Source organism: Cohnella lubricantis (assembly GCF_014212015.1).
Lineage (GTDB): Bacteria > Bacillota > Bacilli > Paenibacillales > Paenibacillaceae > Cohnella > Cohnella lubricantis.
This window is the reverse complement of record NZ_JACJVN010000033.1, coordinates 116,892-138,474: the sequence shown is the minus strand read 5'-3', so window position 1 is coordinate 138,474 and position 21,583 is coordinate 116,892. Positions and strand designations below refer to the sequence as shown.

21 protein-coding genes and 2 tRNA genes are annotated in these 21,583 nt (G+C 57.9%); 7 read left to right on the top strand and 16 right to left on the bottom strand.

Translation table 11 applies throughout. From position 1 onward, the window contains the following. Positions 1 to 89: 89 nt before the first annotated feature. The 9 genes from yihA to H4Q31_RS09615 all read right to left on the bottom strand — a co-directional run bounded on the left by yihA (position 90) and on the right by H4Q31_RS09615 (position 11,390). The gene (gene yihA / locus H4Q31_RS09655; protein WP_185178865.1) at positions 90 to 734 is read right to left on the bottom strand and encodes a ribosome biogenesis GTP-binding protein YihA/YsxC; all 645 of its coding nucleotides are present in this window, start codon (positions 732 to 734) and stop codon (positions 90 to 92) included. Positions 735 to 753: 19 nt separating this feature from the next. Then, a complete protein-coding gene (gene lon, locus H4Q31_RS09650; protein WP_185178864.1) occupies positions 754 to 3,195 on the bottom strand; it encodes an endopeptidase La in 2,442 nt (813 codons plus the stop codon). Positions 3,196 to 3,340: 145 nt separating this feature from the next. Beyond that, the gene (gene lonB / locus H4Q31_RS09645; RefSeq protein ID WP_185178863.1) at positions 3,341 to 5,146 is read right to left on the bottom strand and encodes an ATP-dependent protease LonB; all 1,806 of its coding nucleotides are present in this window, start codon (positions 5,144 to 5,146) and stop codon (positions 3,341 to 3,343) included. Between the two features lie 119 nt (positions 5,147 to 5,265). Then, a complete protein-coding gene (locus tag H4Q31_RS09640) occupies positions 5,266 to 5,763 on the bottom strand; it encodes a PCYCGC motif-containing (lipo)protein (RefSeq protein WP_185178862.1) in 498 nt (165 codons plus the stop codon). 12 nt (positions 5,764 to 5,775) lie between these two features. Further along, positions 5,776 to 6,879, bottom strand: a complete 1,104-nt coding sequence (ispG, locus tag H4Q31_RS09635) for a flavodoxin-dependent (E)-4-hydroxy-3-methylbut-2-enyl-diphosphate synthase (RefSeq protein WP_185178861.1) — start codon at positions 6,877 to 6,879, stop codon at positions 5,776 to 5,778. A gap of 121 nt (positions 6,880 to 7,000) precedes the next feature. After that, complete coding sequence (gene clpX, locus H4Q31_RS09630; RefSeq protein ID WP_185178860.1) at positions 7,001 to 8,260, bottom strand: ATP-dependent protease ATP-binding subunit ClpX; 1,260 nt, start codon at positions 8,258 to 8,260, stop codon at positions 7,001 to 7,003. Positions 8,261 to 8,271: 11 nt separating this feature from the next. Continuing rightward, positions 8,272 to 8,862 (bottom strand): ATP-dependent Clp endopeptidase proteolytic subunit ClpP, encoded by a 591-nt coding sequence (gene clpP / locus H4Q31_RS09625; RefSeq protein ID WP_185178859.1) that lies wholly within the window; start codon positions 8,860 to 8,862, stop codon positions 8,272 to 8,274. 194 nt (positions 8,863 to 9,056) lie between these two features. After that, a complete protein-coding gene (gene tig / locus H4Q31_RS09620; RefSeq protein ID WP_185178858.1) occupies positions 9,057 to 10,346 on the bottom strand; it encodes a trigger factor in 1,290 nt (429 codons plus the stop codon). Positions 10,347 to 10,460: 114 nt separating this feature from the next. After that, on the bottom strand, positions 10,461 to 11,390 hold the full coding sequence (locus tag H4Q31_RS09615; protein WP_185178857.1) for a HEAT repeat domain-containing protein: 930 nt from the start codon (positions 11,388 to 11,390) through the stop codon (positions 10,461 to 10,463). A 173-nt stretch (positions 11,391 to 11,563) separates the two neighbouring features. On the opposite strand from H4Q31_RS09615, the gene H4Q31_RS09610 reads away from it, so the two are divergent. Further along, positions 11,564 to 11,637, top strand: a tRNA-Gly gene (locus H4Q31_RS09610). 84 nt (positions 11,638 to 11,721) lie between these two features. Here the strand turns inward: H4Q31_RS09610 and H4Q31_RS09605 are convergent. Then, the gene (locus H4Q31_RS09605; RefSeq protein ID WP_185178856.1) at positions 11,722 to 11,925 is read right to left on the bottom strand and encodes a hypothetical protein; all 204 of its coding nucleotides are present in this window, start codon (positions 11,923 to 11,925) and stop codon (positions 11,722 to 11,724) included. A 173-nt stretch (positions 11,926 to 12,098) separates the two neighbouring features. On the opposite strand from H4Q31_RS09605, the gene H4Q31_RS09600 reads away from it, so the two are divergent. Beyond that, entirely contained in the window at positions 12,099 to 12,461 is a 363-nt protein-coding gene (locus tag H4Q31_RS09600) for a hypothetical protein (protein WP_185178855.1), read from the top strand. A gap of 137 nt (positions 12,462 to 12,598) precedes the next feature. Here the strand turns inward: H4Q31_RS09600 and H4Q31_RS09595 are convergent. Continuing rightward, positions 12,599 to 12,675: transfer RNA gene (locus tag H4Q31_RS09595), tRNA-Arg, on the bottom strand. Positions 12,676 to 13,209: 534 nt separating this feature from the next. On the opposite strand from H4Q31_RS09595, the gene H4Q31_RS09590 reads away from it, so the two are divergent. After that, on the top strand, positions 13,210 to 13,632 hold the full coding sequence (locus tag H4Q31_RS09590; protein WP_185178854.1) for an EamA family transporter: 423 nt from the start codon (positions 13,210 to 13,212) through the stop codon (positions 13,630 to 13,632). Positions 13,633 to 13,648: 16 nt separating this feature from the next. Then, positions 13,649 to 14,482, top strand: a complete 834-nt coding sequence (locus tag H4Q31_RS09585; protein ID WP_185178853.1) for a YihY/virulence factor BrkB family protein — start codon at positions 13,649 to 13,651, stop codon at positions 14,480 to 14,482. A 60-nt stretch (positions 14,483 to 14,542) separates the two neighbouring features. Here H4Q31_RS09585 and H4Q31_RS09580 read toward each other — a convergent pair whose 3' ends face one another. From H4Q31_RS09580 to H4Q31_RS09570, 3 genes are read right to left on the bottom strand one after another with little or no spacing between them, the layout of a single operon-like run. After that, on the bottom strand, positions 14,543 to 14,680 hold the full coding sequence (locus H4Q31_RS09580) for a hypothetical protein (RefSeq protein WP_185178852.1): 138 nt from the start codon (positions 14,678 to 14,680) through the stop codon (positions 14,543 to 14,545). 15 nt (positions 14,681 to 14,695) lie between these two features. After that, on the bottom strand, positions 14,696 to 15,034 hold the full coding sequence (locus H4Q31_RS09575; RefSeq protein WP_185178851.1) for a hypothetical protein: 339 nt from the start codon (positions 15,032 to 15,034) through the stop codon (positions 14,696 to 14,698). A gap of 16 nt (positions 15,035 to 15,050) precedes the next feature. Continuing rightward, positions 15,051 to 15,413: a hypothetical protein gene (locus H4Q31_RS09570; protein WP_185178850.1), complete on the bottom strand. Its 363-nt coding sequence runs from the start codon at positions 15,411 to 15,413 to the stop codon at positions 15,051 to 15,053. A gap of 144 nt (positions 15,414 to 15,557) precedes the next feature. Here H4Q31_RS09570 and asnB point away from each other — a divergent pair, with 144 nt between their 5' ends. Continuing rightward, a complete protein-coding gene (gene asnB / locus H4Q31_RS09565; RefSeq protein WP_185178849.1) occupies positions 15,558 to 17,411 on the top strand; it encodes an asparagine synthase (glutamine-hydrolyzing) in 1,854 nt (617 codons plus the stop codon). 132 nt (positions 17,412 to 17,543) lie between these two features. Here the strand turns inward: asnB and rdgB are convergent, their stop codons facing one another. Continuing rightward, positions 17,544 to 18,188, bottom strand: a complete 645-nt coding sequence (gene rdgB / locus H4Q31_RS09560) for an RdgB/HAM1 family non-canonical purine NTP pyrophosphatase (protein ID WP_185178848.1) — start codon at positions 18,186 to 18,188, stop codon at positions 17,544 to 17,546. Beyond that, positions 18,185 to 18,931 carry a ribonuclease PH gene (gene rph, locus H4Q31_RS09555; RefSeq protein ID WP_185178847.1) on the bottom strand — a complete coding sequence of 249 codons (747 nt, stop codon included), beginning with the start codon at positions 18,929 to 18,931 and terminating at the stop codon, positions 18,185 to 18,187. Before rph ends, rdgB begins: the two co-directional genes overlap by 4 nt. A 170-nt stretch (positions 18,932 to 19,101) precedes the next feature. On the opposite strand from rph, the gene H4Q31_RS09550 reads away from it, so the two are divergent. After that, positions 19,102 to 20,427: a spore germination protein gene (locus H4Q31_RS09550; RefSeq protein WP_185178846.1), complete on the top strand. Its 1,326-nt coding sequence runs from the start codon at positions 19,102 to 19,104 to the stop codon at positions 20,425 to 20,427. A 48-nt stretch (positions 20,428 to 20,475) separates the two neighbouring features. Next, complete coding sequence (locus H4Q31_RS09545; RefSeq protein ID WP_185178845.1) at positions 20,476 to 21,576, top strand: hypothetical protein; 1,101 nt, start codon at positions 20,476 to 20,478, stop codon at positions 21,574 to 21,576. Positions 21,577 to 21,583 lie beyond the last annotated feature (7 nt).

The window sequence follows — 21,583 nt, the reverse complement described above, 5'->3', positions numbered from 1 at the left end:
TAACTCCGAGGATGATTTCTTGCGAGCCAATCGCGATATTCAAGGATAAACCGGAAAAAAACGATTCCTGCCGGAATCTTCTCAAGCTTTTACTCAGTATCCTCGCTTTCCTGCGGGTCATTCTGCGGTTCCTGGGGGGAGTTTGCGGTCAATTCGGCCGCTTGCTCGATAATGCTCCATAATTCGTCCCTTCCCATCCCGGTCTCCGAGGAGAAGAGGACAAGCGGCTGTCCCTTGGGCATGCCCAGCGTCTCGCGAACCTGCTTCGCATGCTTCGGAAGCTGGTTCTTGCTCAGCTTATCGGCCTTCGTGCCGACCACGCAGATCGGAATATCGTAATGGGACAGCCACTCGTACATCGAGACGTCCAAGGCGGTCGGCGGATGGCGCAGATCGACCAGCAGAATGACGAGCCGCAGCGGCTCGCGATTGCGCAGGTAGTTCTCGATCATCTTGCCCCACGCTTCGCGCTCGGTCTTCGATACCCGGGCGTAACCGTAGCCGGGAACGTCGACGAAGAACAGCTCGTCGTTAATGCGGTAATAGTTCAGCTGCTGCGTCTTGCCCGGCTGTGAACTGGTTCGGGCAAGATTCTTGCGCAGCAACAAGCGGTTGATCAGCGAGGATTTGCCGACGTTCGACCGGCCCGCAAGCGCTACCTCGGGAAAGCCGTCCTCGGGGTATTGCTTGGGGCCGACGGCGCTAATGACAAATTCGCTGGTTTTGATCTTCATAAGGTATATTCTGCTCCTGTCAATGTGTGCCGAGCGGCGGAGCGTCTTTGCCATCGCTCTCTACCGCCGGCGGAATAGCGGCGTTGCCTTCGGCGAACGCCGGTTCGTCCTCATCCCGGCCGCTGCGCTCCGGCAGCGGGTCGGACAGCGCATGCTGAAGCACTTCGTCTAGATGAGAGACGGGCACGAACGTCATATCCGCCTTCACGCTATCCGGAATGTCTCGCAGATCTCGCTCGTTATCCTTCGGGATGAGCACCTTCTTAATGCCGGCCCGGTGAGCCGCAAGCGACTTCTCCTTCAGCCCGCCGATCGGCAGCACGCGGCCGCGCAGCGTGATCTCTCCGGTCATCGCCACCTCGCGGTTGACGCGCAGCCCGGCGAGCGCAGAGACGAGCGCCGTCGCCATCGTAATGCCGGCAGAAGGACCGTCCTTCGGAATTGCCCCTTCGGGGATATGAATATGAATGTCGTTCTTCTCGTGGAAAGCCGGGTCGATGCCCCATTCCTTCGCGCGGCTGCGAATGTAGCTGAACGCGGCTTGGGCGGATTCCTTCATGACATCGCCCAGCTTGCCCGTCAGCGTCAGCTTGCCGCTGCCCGGCATGACGCTCACCTCGATGACCAGCGTATCGCCGCCGACCTCCGTCCAGGCTAGGCCGGTAACGGCGCCGATCTGGTCTTCGAGCTCCGCCATCCCGTACCGGAACTTGGCCGGGCCGAGGAATTCCTTCAGCTTCGCGCTGTCTACAACGATCGGCGCCGCTTCGGGATTGGCGACGATGAGCTTCGCCGCCTTGCGGCTAATCGCCGCCAACTGCTGCTCCAGGTTGCGGACGCCGGATTCGCGCGTGTAATCGCGAATCAGCTGCAGCAATATCTCATCCTTGATGGCCAATTGCTCGTCGGCCAAGCCATGGTCGCGCTTCTGCTTCGGCAGCAGATGCTTGCGCGCGATCTCCAGCTTCTCCAGCTCGGTGTAGCCCGGGATGTACAGCACTTCCATCCGGTCCAGCAGCGGCCGCGGAATCTGGTGAACGGCGTTCGCCGTCGTGATGAACATCACTTTGGACAGATCGAACGGCATCTCGATATAGTGGTCGCTGAACGTCGCGTTCTGCTCCGGATCGAGCACCTCCAACATAGCCGATGCCGGATCGCCGCGGAAGTCCATCGCCATCTTGTCGATCTCGTCGAGCAGGAAGACCGGATTCGATGTCCCCGCATTGCGCATGCCTTGGATAATGCGTCCCGGCATCGCGCCGACATACGTCCTGCGATGGCCGCGAATCTCCGCCTCATCGCGCACGCCGCCTAGCGAGACGCGCACGAACTCGCGGCCGAGCGACTTGGCGATCGAGCGGCCAAGCGACGTCTTGCCGACGCCGGGAGGTCCGGCGAGGCACAGGATCGGCCCCTTGAGCTTCTGAACGAGCTGCTGCACGGCTAAATATTCAAGCACGCGCTCCTTCGGCTTCTCCAGGCCGAAGTGCTCTTCATTGAGCAGTTCCTCTGCTTTGGCGATATCCAAGTGATCCTCCGTCGCCTTGTTCCACGGCAGCGCAAGCAGCCATTCCACGTACGTTCGGATAACTGCGCCCTCTGCAGAAGAGGCAGGCATCTTCTCCAGCCGGTCGATCTCCTTCTCGACCTTCGCCTCCACCTTCTCCGGCAGCTTCGCTTCCGCGAGCTGATTGCGCAGCTCTTCGGCTTCGCCGGCCCGGCCTTCCTTGTCGCCGAGCTCCTTCTGAATCGCCTTCATCTGCTCGCGAAGATAATACTCCTTCTGCGTCTTCTCCATCTGCTTCTTGACCCGCTGGCTGATCTTGCGTTCCAGCTCCAGCACTTCGCGTTCGTTGTTCAAGAAGTCGAGCAGCTTCTCCAGCCTCTCGCGAACGTCCAGCGTCTCGAGTATCTCCTGCTTGTCTTTGATCTTCAGCGACAGATGGCTCGTGATGACGTCGGCGAGGCGCCCCGGCTCTTCGATGTCCGATACGGCTGCTAACGTCTCGGGGGTCACCTTCTTGGACAGGTTGATGTAATGCTCGAATTGGCTAAGGACGGCTCGCATGAGCGCATCCAGCTCCGAATCCCCGTCTAACCGCTCCGGAAGCTCGCGCGCGACGACCTCGTAGTAATTATCGTTAGGCAAATATTGATCGATCTCCGCGCGGACGACCCCTTCGACCAGCACGCGAATCGTTCCATTGGGCAGCTTCAGCATTTGACGGACTTTCGCAATCGTTCCGACCCGGTAAATATCATCTTGCGTCGGCTCTTCGATGTTCACTTCCGATTGCGAGCACAGCAGGATCATGTGATCGTCGATCATGCACTGTTCGAGCGCCTTGACCGACTTCTCCCGGCCAACGTCCAGATGGAGCACCATGCTCGGGTACACCAGGAGCCCTCTCAAGGGCAATAGAGGCAGAGAGCGGCTTTTCGATTTGTTCGATCCCATGATCCGGCACCTCCAAGGATGTCTTAAGTCGTCTAACAGGTACTCCAGTCATTGTATCAAATGTTGTTCCCTGCCGCAAAATGGACACAAAAAGAGCGCCGCCCCGAAGGGAAGCGCCCAGGGTGTCCGGTTGCCGCCGCCGGCATTAACCCGGCACCGGAGCGCCGGTGCCGCCAGCGCCGTGGCCGGTCTGCGGGTAGTGAGCCTTCGGCTGCGTCTGCTGCTGCGGAGGCGGCTCTATCCCCATGCTGCCGGCGTGAAGCACGGCCACCGGAGCGGCGGCGAACGCATCCGCGGCGATCGGCCGTTCCGCCGCATCGACTTCGCTCTGTTCGGTCAGCTGTTCGCCGAAGATTCGGGCGAACACTTCCTCGATGCTCTCGACGGCGACCACCGAGACGCCTTCCAGCCCTTCGAAGATCGCCTGCCAGTTCTCCTTCGGAATAATGACCGTATCCGCTCCTGCCTGGAAAGCCGCTTCGACTTTGGCGACGACACCGCCGACCGGCTTCACTTTGCCATGGATGCTGATCTCGCCGGTCATCGCCAGCTTGTTGTCCACCGGACGGCCTGTGATGGCCGATGCGATGGCGACGGCCATCGCCACGCCGGCGGAAGGTCCGTCAACCGGCGAACCGCCCGGAAAGTTGATGTGCAGATCGAAGTTCTCCGGATGCAGGCCGTATCGGCGCAGCACCGTCGCGACGTTCTCGACCGAGCCCTTCGCCATGCTCTTGCGGCGCAGCGTCCGCTGGCCTCCGCCAAGCTCTTCCTCTTCTACAACGCCGGTGATGGTGAAGGTGCCTTTGCCTTGCGCTGCCGGAATAGCGGTCACTTCGATCTCGAGCAGCGCGCCCATGCTCGGGCCATAGACGGCGAGGCCGTTGACTAAGCCAACCTTCGGCTCCGCCGGCACCTTGCGGTCCGGACGCGGCGGCAGCTGGCTGCTGTTCGCCACCCATTCGACGTCGGCGGCGCTTAGATGCTGCCGATTCTCAGACAGTGCGAGGCCTGCCGCCAACTGCACCATGTTGACCGCTTCACGGCCGTTCGTCGCGTAACGCTTGACGACTTCAACCGCTTCCGGCTGCGGCTGGAAGCCGATCTTCGCGATCGCGTTCTCGGCGATCTGCCCGATCTCGTCGGGCAGCAGCGGCCGGAAATATACTTCCATGCATCGGCTTCGAAGAGCGGGCGGCAGATCGTTCGGCGACCGTGTCGTCGCGCCGACGAGCCGGAAGTCGGCTGGCAAGCCATTCTGGAATATATCGTGTATATACATGGGAATGTTCGGATCTTCCGCGTGATAATAGGCGCTCTCGAGGAATACCTTGCGGTCCTCGAGCACCTTCAGCAGCTTATTCAGTTGGATCGGATGAAGCTCGCCGATCTCGTCGATGAACAGAATGCCGCCATGCGCCTTCGTCACCGCGCCGGGCTTCGGCTGCGGAATGCCCGCCACGCCCATCGCGCCTGCGCCCTGATAGATCGGATCGTGAACCGATCCGATGAGGGGATCCGCGATGCCCCGTTCGTCGAAGCGCGCCGTCGTGGCGTCGATCTCCGTGAACTTGGCGTCCAGGCGGAACGGCGATGCCGGATTGCGCTTCGCTTCTTCCAGAATGACGCGGGCAGCTGCCGTCTTGCCGACGCCGGGAGGGCCGTAGACGATGACGTGCTGCGGATTGCTGCTGCAGAGCGCGGCTTTAAGCGCGCGCAAGCCTTCCTTCTGACCCACAATGTCAGACATCGAAGCCGGCCGGGTCTTCTCGGCGAGCGGCTTCGTCAGCGAGATTGAGCGAAGCTTCCTGAGTTTGTCCATCTCCTTGCGCGATTCCCGGTCGACGGCGGTACGGTTGCTCTTCTGATTGCGCAGTAGGTTCCAGAAATAAACGCCGATTACCACGGCAAAAAATACTTGCACGAACATCAACAAAGTGCTCAGAGTCATTGGATCCATCCTTTCCGTACCCTCGTAACCGTACAACGCAAATCGGCATAAAAAAGCCGGGCTTATACTAGTTAGTATTGCCCGGTTAGCGAAGGATATAGTCATGATGGATCTTTTTCTTAAGCGTTCGGCATCGGGGTGTCCGTCGGTGCCGCGTAGCCTTCGCCGTACGTCTCGTCGACGAATTGGCGAATCTCCAAGTCGGAACGGCCTTCTTGCTTCAGCTTGGCCGCTTGCAGCGCAATCTGCTGGCAGACGCCGCAGCCCGTGCCATGATCGTCCCAGATGACGGCGCCGTCCTCCCGAACGCCTGCGATGAAGCAGTCCAGATTGCTCCTGTGACCCGCGGATAGTCCGCAGCCGCAATAGCAAGGAATGAACTGCAGCGTGTCCATCAGTTTGGCCGCAGCGGTGTATGCGAGCCGTACAGTCTCAGACTCTTCGCTCAGGAACGCCGGCATAACCGACGTCGATGCGGTCTTCTCCTGGAGGTCGCCGTTCGGCTGCATCTGAATGGCGGAGGCTGTCTCGTTCTCATTGTCAGAAGCCTTCCCGCAGGCAGCGAGAACAAGGATAAGAGCGAGCCCGGACAGCAGCCAGAATAGCTTCTTCCTCATCGGAGACTCCTCCTACGCATGCTGCTTGCGGCCCGGAATGACGCCGGTCTCGTTATAGACGGCCACGATGTGATCGATCTCTCTCTTCAGCTCGCTCACCAATTCCGCCTCCGGCACTTTGCGAACCATCTCGCCGTAACGGAACAGCATGCCTTCGCCGCGCGCGCCGGCGATGCCGATATCGGCCTCCCGCGCTTCGCCAGGTCCGTTCACGGCGCAGCCGAGCACGGACACCTTCATCGGCACCTTCAGCTTGGACAGATACTCTTCGACTTCGTTCGCGACCGCGAACAGGTCGATGTCGAGACGGCCGCAAGTCGGGCAAGAGACGAGCGTCGGCGCGTCGGTGATCAGCCCGAACGTCTTGAGCAGCTCGCGAGCGACCTTGATCTCCTCAACCGGGTCGGCGCTAAGCGAGATCCGCATCGTGTTGCCGATGCCGGCGTTCAGCAGGACGCCAAGGCCCGCGGCGCTCTTCACCGTGCCGGAGAACAACGTGCCGGCTTCGGTAATGCCCAAGTGCAGCGGATATTTTATGACCTCCGCAGCCTTCGTATAGGCGGCGATCGCCATCGGAACGTCCGAAGCTTTCAGAGAGACGATGATATCGTGAAAATCGAGCTCTTCAAGAATGCCGATATGGAACAGCGCGCTCTCAACCATCGCTTCCGGCGTCGGATAGCCGTACTTCTCGAGCAGATGATTCTCCAAGGATCCGGCGTTGACGCCGATCCGGATCGGAATGCCCTTCTCCTTGCACGCCTTCACGACCGCTTCCACCTTCTCGCGGCGGCCGATGTTCCCCGGGTTAATCCGGACCTTGTCAATGCCGTTCTCGATCGCTAACAAAGCGAGGCGGTAGTCGAAGTGGATATCGGCCACCAGCGGAATGGAGATCTGCTTCTTGATCTCCTTGATCGCTTCAGCCGCTTCCTTGTTGTTAACCGTGACGCGGACTAGCTGGCAGCCGGCTTCTTCGAGCCGCTTGATCTCGGCTACGGTTGCCGCGACGTCCGCCGTCTTGGTCGTGCACATGCTCTGCAGAATGACCTGATTGTTCCCGCCGATCGTCAGATTCCCCACACGAACGGGAACGGTATCGGTGCGCAAATACATATCTCCCAATCTCCCCGTATACGCCAAGTCCACCCTGCTTCCGCTGAGGCGGGAACAGGGTGGAACCGGCTGCTTCTTAAGCGGCAAGCCATCGACTATCGGATGAACGCCCAGTCCGTGCTTACGCGCTTTCTTCTTTTTTCTTGCCCTTCTTGGTGGTCAGTTCAGGAGCGACCTTCTCCTTGACTACCTTCTCGGTAATGACGCAGCTGGTCACGTCGTCGCGCGAAGGCACTTCGTACATGACGTCCAGCATGATGCTCTCGATGATCGCGCGAAGACCGCGTGCGCCCGTATTGCGCTTGATCGCTTCGCGAGCGATCTCTTCCAGCGCGCCAGGCTCGAACTCGAGCTTGACGTTGTCCATCTCCAGCATCTTCTGGTATTGCTTGACGAGCGCATTCTTCGGCTCCGCCAGAATCCGTACGAGAGCCGGCTCGTCGAGCGGTTCAAGCGCGGAGATGACCGGCAGACGGCCGACGAACTCCGGAATGAGGCCGAACTTCAGCAAGTCTTCCGGTTGAACCATCGACAGGTATTCGCCCGGCTTCAGTTCCTTCTGGCCTTCCAGCGCGGCGTTGAAGCCGATCACTTTCTTGCCGATCCGGCGCTTGATGAGCTGCTCCAAGCCGTCGAACGCGCCGCCGCAGATGAACAGGATGTTCGTCGTATCGATCTGAATGAACTCCTGATGCGGATGCTTGCGGCCGCCTTGCGGAGGAACGGAGGCAACCGTGCCTTCCAGAATCTTCAGCAGCGCCTGCTGAACGCCTTCGCCCGATACGTCGCGCGTGATGGATGGGTTCTCGGATTTGCGGGCCACCTTATCGATCTCATCGATGTAGATGATGCCGCGCTCGGCCTTCTCCACGTCAGAATCAGCCGCTTGAATGAGCTTGAGCAGGATATTCTCGACGTCTTCGCCGACATAGCCGGCTTCCGTCAAAGATGTCGCATCCGCAATCGCGAACGGAACGTTCAGAATCTTGGCCATCGTCTGCGCCAGCAGCGTCTTGCCGGAGCCCGTTGGGCCAACTAGCATGATGTTGCTCTTCTGAAGCTCCACGTCCTCGATCTTGTTCTGCGAGTTGATTCGCTTGTAGTGGTTGTAAACGGCGACGGACAGCGACTTCTTCGCTTGCTCCTGGCCGATCACGTATTGATCCAGAATGTTGCGGATGTCTCTGGGCTTCGGAATATCCTTCAGATCCAGCTCTTCCTCGTGGCCCAGCTCCTCCTCCACGATCTCGGTGCACAACTCAATGCATTCATCGCAAATATAAACGCCGGGACCGGCGACGAGTTTCCGCACTTGATCTTGGGACTTGCCGCAGAAAGAGCACTTCAATTGCCCTTTCTCATCATTAAATTTGAACCCCATGGGATCACTCCTTATCCGTTAATGGGAGAAGCGATGACCTTGTCGACGAGACCGTAAGCGCAAGCTTCTTCCGCGCTCATGAAATTGTCGCGGTCCGTATCGCGCTCGATCTTCTCGTAAGACTGTCCAGTACGCTCCACGTAAATCTTGTTGAGCTTCTCTTTGGTCTTGATAATCCAGTCGGCATGAATCTTGATATCGGTCGCTTGCCCGCGAACCCCGCCAAGAGGCTGGTGGATCATGATCTCGCTGTTCGGCAGCGCGAAGCGTTTGCCCTTAGCGCCTGCAGTCAACAGCAGCGAACCCATGCTCGCCGCCATGCCGACACAGATCGTGCTGACGTCCGGCTTAATGAACTGCATGGTATCATATATCCCCATTCCGGCCGTAACTGAACCGCCGGGCGAATTAATATACAAACTGATGTCTTTCTCAGGATCATCCGCAGCCAAGAAAAGCAGTTGAGCGATGATCGAATTGGCCACATCGTCATCAATAGCGCTGCCTAGAAAGATAATGCGGTCTTTCAACAACCGGGAGTAGATGTCGTACGAGCGTTCTCCCCGGTTCGTCTGTTCAACGACGATAGGTACCAAGTTCATGTGACCAACCTCTTTTCTTTAATGGACTTTCGAGCATCGGTAATATTCTAACACGTTCAAACCTCAATGTCATGTTGGCGGATATCCGGCTTGCGCGCGCGCTTATCCCCCGATTATGTAGAGTGAAAAACAAGGCACGCAGCATGCGTGCCTTGATATTATAAGTTTGCAGCCATTCTAAGGTGCTAAGTCAATTAAGCGGCTTTGCTCTGCTCCACCAGGAACTTAACGGCTTTGCGGACCTTCAGATCGGCGGTCAGCGTGCTCAGGTAACCGTTAGCGGAGAAAATGGAACGAAGCTCTTCTGCCGGACGGTTGTACATCTGAGACAGGTTGGCCAGCTCTTCTTCGACATCCGCCTCGGAGACTTCCATCTTCTCGGCATCGGCAATCGCTTCGAGAACCAGATTGTTCCGAACGCGCTTCTCGGCGTCTGCCTTCATCTGGCCCTTCAACGCTGCTTCGTCTTGGCCGCTGAACTGGTAGTACAGCTCAAGCGTCATGCCTTGCATACGAATGCGGCTCTCGAAATCCTTCAGCATGTTCTCGACTTCATTGTCGATCATCACTTCCGGGATCTCCACTTCGGCGTTCGCAGCCGCTTGATCGATGACGGCGTTCTCGCGAGCGGCTTCCGCTTCTTTAGCTTTGCGCTCCTTCAGCTTGCTCGCCAAATCTTGTTTGTATTCATCCAGCGTATCGAATTCGCTGACATCCTTCGCGAACTCATCGTCAAGCGCCGGCAGATTCTTGCGCTTGATCTCGTGCAGCTTCACTTTGAACACAACCGGCTTGCCGGCCAGGTTCTCCGCATGGTAGTTCTCCGGGAAGGTAACCTCGATGTCCTTCTCTTCGGCGATGTTCAGGCCCACGACTTGCTCTTCGAAGCCCGGGATGAATGATCCGGAGCCAAGCTCGAGCTGATAACGCTCGCCCTTGCCGCCTTCGAACGGAACGCCGCTCTCGAAGCCTTCGAAGTCGATGATCGTGATGTCGCCCATTTGCGCAGGGCCTTCATCAACGACAACAAGCTCGGCATGGCGTTGCTGAAGACGCTCCAGCTCTTGGTTGATCTCTTCTTCCGTCACTTCCGCTTCCGCAGCCGGAACGGCCAGGCCTTTGTACTCGCCAAGCTTCACTTCAGGCTTCACCGTTACCTTCGCCTTGAACTTGAACGTCTGGCCCTTGGCGAATTGCTCGACGTCCACTTCCGGACGATCAACCGGCGTAATGCCAGCTTGTTCGACTGCATTGGTGTATGCGTCCGGGAGCAGAATATCGATTGCGTCTTGGTACAGGCTCTCGACGCCGAAGCGCGCTTCGAAAATCTTGCGAGGCACTTTGCCTTTGCGGAATCCTGGAACGTTCACTTTAGCTGCTACTTTGCGGAACGCCTTGTCGAGCGCTTCCGTCACTTGCTGCTCGTCGATCTCAACCTCGAGAAGACCGACATTCTTCTCTATCTTTTCCCAATTTGCCTTCATGATTAGCCATTCCCCTCCGAAACCGCTTGCCGTCTCTTGCTCGGCAGCTTAACATAAACCATTCCATTATAATCAACCCTAGGTGCCAATTCAAGTGCGAATCAGACAGCCCTCTCAAGAGCCTGGCTGCAGGTCTCCCGCATACTGGCGAAGCCAGCGAAGAGCTTGTTCATAGCGGAAGCGCATCGCATCCGTAATGCCGTACTGATCGCGGATCGACTCATCGCCGCCCAGTCCATGCAATTTCTCCATCAAAAATTGGTGCAGCGCCGCCGACCACAGATCCGTCGAGCTCTCGTCGTCTTCTGCCATTTGTTGGTATATAGAAGTCCCGTAGGCAGCTTGCACGCATTCCTTCCACATCTCTTCGGCGAAATAAGCCAGCGTAGGATCGGATACTTCCGAAGCTTGACGGACCCTGATCAGCACATTCTGTATGGATGGCGGGAAGTCCTCGAACTTCATCGGCGTCGCTTCGGCGTCTATGCTTAACGTCTCGCCTTCCCTCAGGAGCAGCACAGGCCCTTCTGCGCCGAGCTTATTCAGCAATTGAAGCGCGCGGAATTGCACGGACGGATGATGCTCGCTCTCCTCGAGCCAAGCGCGGATCTTCGGCTCAATCTCGGGATGCTCCAAATAGAACAGCTGCCCGAGCGACAGCATTTGCTGTTCTGGATCCTCGCCTTCCCTGAGCTTGGACAGCAGTCTCGGTATGTAGTCCGCATCCTGGACGGAACGGTCGCTTAATTTGCGTTGAAGCGTCTCTTCGGCGTCTTCCTCCTCTTCCTCGTCCATGCCGCCATCGGAGAAATCGGCGTCCTGCGCGTAAGGAAAAGCGGCCTCCAGCCACCCGAGAAGCGTCTCCCACTCGACATGATGCTTCTCGGCCTCGCCGCCGCACTGCAGGAGAAATCTCAGCAGCGACTTGGCTTCGCCGTAGCGCTCTGTCTCCAACATTCTCGTCAATTGAATTTGATAATAATCCAGCGTCTTCGGGAACAAGACCAAATTATCTCTCGCGTTATCTTTCGTCGAATCTGTCACTAGGTGAACCCCTTCCTGTCAGCGAGGCGGCCTCGGTTGCCGATTCACCCGCATTATATCACGAACGTGAATGCGAATGGAAAATGGAGCCTGAATTGCCCAGCCGGCGGCCGTTTAAGTTGATTTTCCCGGACGGATTATGGTATATTTCTTATTGCTTCACTTCTAATCTTGCGGGTGTAGTTCAATGGTAGAACGCCAGCTTCCCAAGCTTGAGGCGAGGGTTCGATTCCCTTCACCCGCTCCATATTGAATATAGTAAAAACCCTTGCGGCGCAAGGGTTTTTTTGATGCATTGTGTTCGACGTACGATGGATTGCCAAGTGAAGCATTAAGATGCGCGGACGATGAAGGGTACCGCCGTCACGATCCGTTCTACCGCGAGCGTCCGCAAGGACTTGCTCCTCCAGTCAAGCACTCTCGCCTTGCCGTTGCGCACTGAATAGACCGTCACTACTGTCCGCGTAGTAAGTCCGTTGCTGTCTTGATATACAATCTCGACAGGCCATTTGCGAATCGATCTCCGGATGGTCACGAACATCGCCTCCCATAACCAAACATTTGTTCTCATTATAATGAATCGCGGCTAACGTGACAAGCCTAGTATGTCGGCCGCCGCATGAGGCCACCCAGTGACCTGCAGGCCGCCGTGTGTCAAACTCGCTCGTCTAGGCATAGGCTGAACCATCAACTGAAGGGGGAATTCTGATGGCAATCGGCCCATTCGGACCGCTCGGCCCGATCGTGAACAGCGTGCTGCAGCCTTACTCGACGTACCCATATTCGCCGTATCCGGCATATCCTTATTACCCTTCGTACCCTGCCGGACCTTACCCGTACTATCCTCCCGGCACCTTCTATCCCGGCTATCCCGGTTCCGGATTCCCTGGCCCTTATCCTGGTCAAGGACCGGGATTCCACGGCCCCGGCGGCGGACCGGGCTTTCATGGACCTGGCCCAGGCGGGCCTGGCTTCGGCGGTCAAAGTACCGGTCCGGGCACCCACGGACCAGGCCTTAGCGGGCATGGCCCCGGTTCGGGCGGCCCCGGACCGCATCGAACCGGCGTATAAGAAGCGTTAACCGCAAGGAGCCTCCGTCCGGGAGGCTTCTTCGCGCTGCCGCTTATATTAAAATCCCCGAAAGCCTTGATCTTCAAGGACTTCGGGGATTATCTGCCGTATCTTAAGAGGTCTGATTGGAGTTGTAATGGCGTCCCAAGAGGGATTCGAACCCCCGACCGCACGCTTAGAAGGCGTGTGCTCTATCCAGCTGAGCTATTGGGACGCAGCCTGATTATATTAACACATTCGACACGTTCGTCTCAAGTACAAATTTGGGAAAAACCAACGTTCGAATCCATCGCATATTTCCGGACGATTCACGCAATCTAAGGCTAAAATCCGAAGGAGTCCTAACCATGGAACAGAAGAGCAAAGTGCTGCAGGAGCTGAAAACCGAGCAAACAGGCATAACCGACCAACATCGGACAAGAGTCACGAGAAAGCCGGTCCAAATCGATCCCCCGGACGCAAGTCCCGGACCTTACACCAGAAGCTACTTGGAAGACAACAATTGATCCTTTAGCAGACGCAACATAGCAATTCGCAAGACGGCGGGGCGCAGCCCCGCCTTTTTCTATATTGTGAAGATGCCTATAATGCGCTTCCGCTGCCTAGTTCCCTGTTATAATCAAGCTGTAAATACCAATCCTATCCATACTATTACGAAAACGGAGTTCCTCGCATGGCCATGGATGGATTCCATTTAGGCAATCTGTAAAGGATAACCGTATCCATCCATAGGGAGAGATGACTCATCATGTGGCTAATCTACGCACTCTTATCAGCCGTAACGGCCGCCCTTGTCGCCGTCTTCGGCAAGATCGGCCTGAAAGGCATCGACGCCAACTCGGCGACGGCGCTCCGGTCCGTCATTATGGCTGTATTCCTGATCATCGTCGTTGCCGTTCAAGGGAAGCTTAGCCAGCTCGGCGAGATTATGGCGCACCGCAAGGCGCTGGCTTTCATCGCGCTAAGCGGCATTGCCGGCGCGATGTCTTGGCTCTTCTACTTCCTCGCGCTGAAATGCGGCAAAGTCGCGCAAGTCGGCCCGATCGACAAGCTGAGCGTCGTCATTGCCGTCCTGCTCGCGTTCTTGTTCCTCGGCGAGAAGATCTCCCTGAAGAACGGCATCGGCGTCGGCCTTATTGCCGTTGGAGCCGTCCTCGCCGCGCTCAAATAGAAGCCGGAGGAATTCTATGCTGCTTCTCAAGCTTTTTTTTCGAAAGCCGATTGCCTTGATCCGCTCCTTAGTCATTCGCTTGAGAGAGGACGACTTGCCATCGCTGGCCGCCCAATTGTCCTACTATCTGCTGCTGGCGTTCTTCCCGTTCCTCATCTTCATGTTCAGCCTGCTTGGCTTCGTCAAGCTGTCCGAGGAGGACCTCATGGACCGCATCGTTCTCCTGCTGCCGATGGATGCGGCGAAGGCGGTCCGGTCGATCGTGCGCGAAGTCACGTCAAGCCCCAGCGGCGCCCTGCTGTCCTTCGGCCTCATCGGCTCCGTCTGGACCGCTTCCGGCGGCATCAACGCCATGATCAAAGGGCTGAACAAAGCTTACGAGGAATCGGAGACGCGCCGGTTCTGGATTCGACGGCTCATCTCGATCGCGGCCATGCTCGTGCTGGCGCTCGTCATTATGCTGTCGATGGCTCTGCTTGTGTTCGGGCAAACGATCCAAAGCCGCCTGTTCCCCCTGCTCGGCATTACGGATCCGTGGTCTTCCATGTGGGACATGCTGCAATGGATCGTTCCGCTGCTCGCGCTGTTCTTCGTGTTCCTGCTGCTGTACCGGATCGCGCCTAACCGCAGGATCCGCTGGCGTTCCGTCGTTCCGGGCTCCGTCTTCGCAACCGTCGCCTGGATTGCCAGCTCCCTTCTGTTCGCCTTCTACGTCAACAACTTCGGGCATTACTCCCGCACCTACGGCAGTCTGGGCGGCATCATCATTCTGCTGATCTGGCTGTATATCAGCTCCATGATCGTGCTGATCGGCGGGGAATTGAACGCCTTCGTCGCTCGTCGCAAATAAAGCCCCGCCAAGAGCCGGTCGGCTCCTTGCGGGGCTTGCGCTGTCTCTATATAGCCAGGTTTACCGGTTATGAGGCGTAGCCGGCGCGTTCTGCGCAGGATGCGGCTCGCTCTCGCTTGTCTTGATCGTCTGCTCCGCGAATTCCTCTCCGCGTTTGGCATACATGTTGCCTTTGTTCTTCTTGAACTTCTCGCCCATCTCTCATTTCCTCCTCTACAGATGATGGTCCAACTGCTCGCGAATATCGCCAAATTCGACGATCCGGCGTCCGAATTGCGCCCGGTCATCCTCGCCTCCATGGCTCGGACCGGAGAATATCTGCGCTGCGAGGTCTTCTCCCGCAGCCGCATACAGCACGCCGCTCCCAGCCTCCGGCTCCGCTTGCTCTTCCGCGATGACTCGAACGAGCTGATAATGCCCGTTGCCTTCCCGCCGGAAGTAGGCGAGCAGCCGAGGCTCGGAACGCCGGTCCGTCTCCACTTCCACTTCGGCATAACGGCGGCCGCCTCTCTCCAGCACTTGGCGGAACGACGCCTGGCGAATGGTCATCATGCCGCTCCACGCCCCATTAATCGAGAATATGATTGGCTTCGATATGCCGTTTGGTCTCGTCCGTCCCCAATTCATACAGGTAGGCGTAGATATTCTTCAGCTGCGATTCATAATCCTCGTTCGCTCGTTCGAGGTTCGCGTGGATATGGCTGTTCGTGAAGTGAACCATCGATGCTTCGTCTACGCTGGACAGCTCTTCGAATTTCTCCTGCAGCTTGTTCAATTCCTCATCGTTGGCCCTTATGGCGAATTCGAACGGAGCGGCTTCTTTGTCCTCCAGCACCTGACCCGCTCCAACGGCCACATAGTATGTCTTGCGCTCGTCCCCGATCGCAGTTCCCTCCTTTGCCGGTCTCCGGTTCAGCGCCCGTCCCGCCATATATTCTCCAGTGATTCCGTATCTTATGTCGAATTCGGATCGCGCCGTCGCAATTGACACCCGTCCGGGAGAGTCAAAACAGACTCGAGCCGAATATGGTGAATTCGGGGCATCTATCCCGGTGCCCGTAAGGAGGAATAGACGATGTGCGGAATTACAGGATGGGTAGATTGGCAGCAGGACTTGACGACGCAAGCGAATCTATTGGAGAAAATGACAGAGACGCTGGCGCTCCGGGGGCCCGACGCCTCCGGCACTTGGCTGTCGCGGCATTGCGCATTCGGCCACCGGCGCCTTAGCGTCATCGATCCCTTGAACGGCGCGCAGCCCATGGTGCGGCCCGCCAAATATGCTGAAGACAAGGATTGCGTCGTTGTCTATAACGGCGAGCTCTACAACGCGCAGGAGCTCAGAATAGAGCTGGAGAAGCTCGGGCATACGTTCCGCACCACTTGCGATACCGAGGTGCTTCTGCTCGCTTACGTAGAGTGGGGGCCGGCCTGCGTAGACAAATTCAACGGCATCTTCGCATTCGCGATCTGGGAGACGGAGCATGAGCGGCTGTTCATGGCCCGCGACCGGTTAGGCGTCAAGCCGCTATTCTACCGGCGGGAGGAAGGTCGGCTGTTCTTCGGCTCCGAACCGAAGGCGATCCTCGCGCACCCGGACGTGCCGGCGGAGATCGATTCGGAAGGGCTCGCCGAGCTGTTCATCATCGGCCCGGCGCGCACGCCCGGGCATGGCGTCTGGCGCGGCATGTCGGAGCTCAAGCCCGGCCATTGCCTGACATACGACCGCGACGGCATGCGGCTGTCGGCTTACTGGAAGCTGGAGAGCAAGCCGCACGAGGACGATGAGCAGACGACGGCCGAGAAGGTTCGCGAGCTGCTGGCGGATACGGTCGAGCGGCAGCTCGTCTCCGACGTGCCGATCGGCACGCTGCTGTCCGGCGGCCTCGACTCGAGCGCGCTCACATCTCTGGCCGTCCGCTACTATGAGAGAACGGGGCAAGGGCGGGTGAACACGTTCTCCGTGGACTACGTCGACAACGACAAATATTTCACGGCGCACGACTTCCAGCCGAATCCGGACGCGCCTTGGATTCAGCGGATGGTGGAGCATCTGGATACCGAGCACCACCCGATCAAGTTCGATACGCCGGAGCTGATCGAATCGCTCGAAGCGGCGGTGACCGCGAAGGATTCGCCGGGCATGGCGGATATCGACGGATCGCTCTACTTGTTCAGCCGCGAGATTAAGAAGGGCGTGACGGTCGCCCTCTCCGGAGAAGCCGCGGACGAAGTGTTCGGCGGATATCCATGGTTCCACCGGAGGGAAGCGCTGGAGGCGAATACGTTCCCTTGGTCGCTTGCGCCCGAGCTGCGGGAGAGCGTCGTCTCCGCCGAGGTTCGCTCCGCGACACGCGCCCGTGAATACTTAGCCGATCGCTATTCGCAGGCGCTGGCTGAAGTGCCGGAGCTGCCTGGCGAGGATGAGAGCGCCAAGCGCATGCGGCGGATGTCGTACCTGAACATCACGAGATTCATGCCAACGCTGCTCGACCGCAAAGACCGGATGAGCATGGCAGTCGGCCTCGAAGTCCGAGTGCCGTTCTGCGATCATCGGCTGGTCGAGTACGTGTTCAACATTCCGTGGGAGCTTAAGATGGCCGGCGGACGGGAGAAAGGTATTCTGCGCAAGGCGCTGGAAGGCTATCTTCCTTATGAGGTGCTGTACCGCAAGAAGAGCCCGTATCCGAAGACGCACAACCCCGGCTACCTGAACGCCGTACGTTCCCTGCTGCTTGAGCGGCTGGATGACACCTCGTCTCCGCTGCTGCCGCTGATCGATGTGAGCCAAGTGCGGGAGCTCGCCCAGAAGGCCGATCCGCATTCGCACTTGCCGTGGTTCGGGCAGCTCATGAGCGCTCCGCAGCTGTTCGCTTACTTGCTCCAGTTCGACTTCTGGCTGCGCAAGTACAAGGTCAGCATCGTTTGACCGCAGCAACGCGCGGCGCAGCGCTCCCTTTGGGCGCGTGTCGGCGTCCCCCCCGCGATACGCAAGAACCCCAGAATCCACTTCAAGTGGATTTTGGGGTTCTTATCGACGAGCTATCCGCTGCCGCGCCGTCTACTCCCGCTTCAGCTTCGCCAGCAGCTCCCGGAGCGCTTGCCCGCGGTGGCTGATCGCGTTCTTCTCCTCGATCGAGATCTCAGCCATCGTCTTGCCATGCTTCGGCAGGTAGAACAGCGGATCGTAGCCGAAGCCGCCGCTGCCGCTTGCCCGATCGGCAACGAAGCCGTGGATTGCGCCCTCGGCTTCAACCCTCTCGCCTGTCCGCGGATCGTATAGGACGAGCGAGCATACGAACTTCGCCGGACTAAGCAGCTTCGCGCTCCCCGAAGCTTCCGGCATACCCGCCGGCACGGCTTCTAGTGCCGCTAAAGACGCGAGCAGCTTCGCATTGTTCGCCGCGTCTCCTGCGCCTTCGCCGGCGTAGCGGGCCGAATAGACGCCCGGCGCGCCGCCCAGCGCGTCGACGCACAAGCCGGAGTCGTCGGCGAGCGCCGGCAAGCCGGCCGCCTCCGACGCAGCCTTCGCTTTGATGAACGCGTTCTCCGCGAACGTCGTTCCGGTCTCCTCGATCTCGGGCACGCCGCTAACCTCGTTCAGATCCTTCACTTGAACGCCAATAGCGGCGAACGCTTCGCGGAACTCCTTCGTCTTGCCTGCGTTCCGAGTAGCAATGAGCAGCGTATCTCCCGGTGCGATCATGCTTGGAAGACCCCGATTCGCTTGCCGGCCTCTCCCAGCGCATCACGCTGCAGCGCGATCAGACGGCCGATGCCTTCCTCCGCGAGCTCCAGCATCTCGCTGAGTTCAGCTCGCGAGAACGGAGATTCTTCTCCGGTCCCTTGCACTTCGACGAACGCGCCCGCGCCGGTCATGACGACGTTCATGTCCACCTTCGCCTTCGAGTCTTCCTCGTAGTTCAAATCCAGCAGCGCATTGCCTTGCAGAACGCCGACGCTGATCGAAGCAAGATAATCGGTCAGCGGGTACTTGGCGAACTTCACCGTCTGGGAGAGCTTATGTATCGCGAGGGCAAGCGCAATGAACGACCCCGTGATGGATGTCGTCCGAGTGCCTCCGTCCGCCTGCAGCACGTCGCAATCGAGCGTGATCGTCCGCTCTCCGAGCGCCTGCAGATCAACGATGGAGCGCAGCGCGCGGCCGATCAACCGCTGAATCTCCATCGTGCGGCCGCCGAGCTTCCCCTTGATCGATTCGCGCTGGTTGCGCGTCTGCGTTGCGCGCGGCAGCATCGAATATTCCGCCGTAATCCAGCCCTTCCCCTGTCCCTTCAGGAACGGCGGAACCTTCTCGTCCACCGTCGCGGTGCACATCACCTTCGTATCGCCCATCTCGATGAGCACAGAGCCTTCCGCGTATTTATTCGGCTGAAGCGTAACGGCAAATGTCCGCAGCTCGCGGGCTTGCCTTCCGTCGGATCTCATGGTATTTCCTCCTGAACTGTCGGTTCTCGATAAATCCATCCTATTTTACCAGAGACGCACCGGAAAAGCACACTGTCTCCCCAAGGCAAGACAAGCCATATCCGGGATAACTTTCCTATGGAGCGGGCAATCTAGTTGGGACAGGACGGCTATAGGGAAGGAGGAAGAGCGTGATTGAGGAGGTCAAAGCCAAGCTCGGCAATCCCGCCGACCTGACGACTGAGATCATGGATAACGGCTATACGACAATGGAGCTTTGCTTCTTCCCCAGCATGTGCGACAGCCATCAAGTCAAAGACGGCATTCTGATCCCATTCTCCTATCGGTTCGATCCCGATGAATTCCGAAGAATGCTTCGCAGCGATCTGGACTTCACTTACGCGCCGAACCAAGACGAATGGATCGACTTGCTTCTTCAAGGCTGCGTGCTCCTTCAGTATGAAGGCAAGGTCTATTGCTTCGATGCCATCCGCAAGCTTCAAACCCAGCCGGAAGACACCGAGGTCGAAGCTTCCCTGCAAGGTCCGCAATCGGCGATGACCGAGGATCTGGACATGAACACCTACCTGATCCGGCTTCGCTACAATTCGCCGACTCTCGTGATCCGCAAGCTGCAGAAGGGAGAGATCTCCAGAACTCGCATCAATATTATCTACGATCGGGACAAGGTCAACCGGCAATCGCTCGAGGAGCTTGAGAAGCGCCTCGACAAAGTCAAGACGAAGCTTCTCCAAGCCTCCGGCCAGCTTGCCATGCTACTCGGCAATAACCGATACACCATATTCCCCGTCACGCTGCAGACGGAACGCCCGGACCGCGTCGCTCAATTCCTTAACAGAGGCAAGATCGGCTTATTAGTGGACGGCAGCCGGTTCGCCATCATGCTGCCCGTCCGGTTCTTCGACTTCATGCACGCGATGGACGACGATTACGAGCCGTTCTGGATGGGTAGAGTCATTATCCTGTTCCGATACATCGGCATGATGCTCTCCATGACGCTTCCCTCCCTCTATATTGCCGTCTCCATGTATAATCCGGAGTTCTTCCGGGTGCAGCTGGCGTTCTCCATCGACGGAAGCCGCGCCGCCGTTCCTTATCCGGCTTTCATTGAGGTATTCATCATGCTCTTCATGATCGAAGCGCTGATTGAAGCCAGCATCCGGCTCCCGCGGTTCGTCGGGTCAACCGCCGCGACCGTGGGAGGGCTTATTCTCGGCCAAGCCGCTCAGCAAGCCGGATTAGTGAGCAGCATTATGATCATCGTGACATCCGTCGTCGCGATCTCCAACTTCGTCATTCCGAACAGCTCGTTCAGCTATTCCATTCGGGCGTTGAAATACGTCTTCGTCGTGACTTCGATCTTCTACGGCATGGTCGGCATTATCGTTATGTCATTCATAACGGTTGTCTACTTGTGCAATCTGCGAAGCTTCGGCCAGCCCTATCTCGCGCTGTTCCTTCCGAATGACAAACAGCCTAGCCGAAGAACGGAGTGATGGCGTCTGAACCGTTATTTCTACTACCACTTCATCTATGTCGGGTTCATGAACATCATGCTGTTCGTGCCGCACATTCTAGTCAAAGATCGGTTTGACGGCGCAGTGATGAGCCTCCTGGCGGCCATTGCGATCGGTTCGCTCATCGCCATCGTCAACGCGTGGTGCTTCCAGCAATTCCCGCAGATGGGTCTGCCGGAGATTCTGGACCAGCATCTCCCGAAGGTGCTCTCTCTGCCGCTGATCGCGTTCACCGCCTTGACCTGGATGAGCGGCGGCATCTTTGTCGTTTACAGCTTCACGCGAACGATGGGCATCTTCTTTAACCCGGAGATGAACGAATACCTATTTCTGTTCATCATGGTCATGGCCTGCCTATTCGCCGGCTCCAGGTCCTCCCGTTCCGTTCAGTTCGCGCTTGAAGTCCTTCTGCTGCTGTGCGCACCGCTCGGTCTGTTCATTCTGTTCAAGACCACGACCGACAGGCTGGTGAGTTGGGATGCGATGAGGGTCATTGCAGGATACGTAAGGCACCCTCCTTCGTTCCGATCGGTTGCGGCCGCCACCTTTCTGTTCAGCGGATATCTCAACATGCAGATTTTCAATCGGTTAAACCCGCCCGGCTTCAGGCTGAAGCACCGCTGGCTCATCCCGCTGCTTGGCGCGAGCTTCGCCTTCTTCACCTTCTTCATTCCAATCGGCTTCCATGGGACGATCGGAGTCGACCAATACATGTATCTCTGGAGCGTTACGGCGGATTCCATGGTTCTGAAGTACGGCTTCGTCCAGCGGGTGGTTTATTTGTTCCTCTTGGTGTTCTCCATTCTGTCGCTCATGTTCGTCATGAACACGTACCATTGCGCGATGGAGATGTTCAAAGCGTGTTGGATCCAATATCAAGCAAAGGCTGAAGAGTCGCCCGTTCCCAAGTCCAACTGGATAATATGCGCCATCTTCGGAGCCTTGTCCTTCGCCTACGCTTCCTGGTCGAACGATCAGAAGAACCAATGGGCTACCGAATGGTGGCTGATAGGGCGATTCTGCGTAGAAATATTCGCGACATGCATCACCCTGATTATTGTTTATCTTGCGAGAAAAAAAACCAAGGTCCGCGCGCCGAGAGGGGGTACCGCCAATTATGGCAAATAGGGGAGGT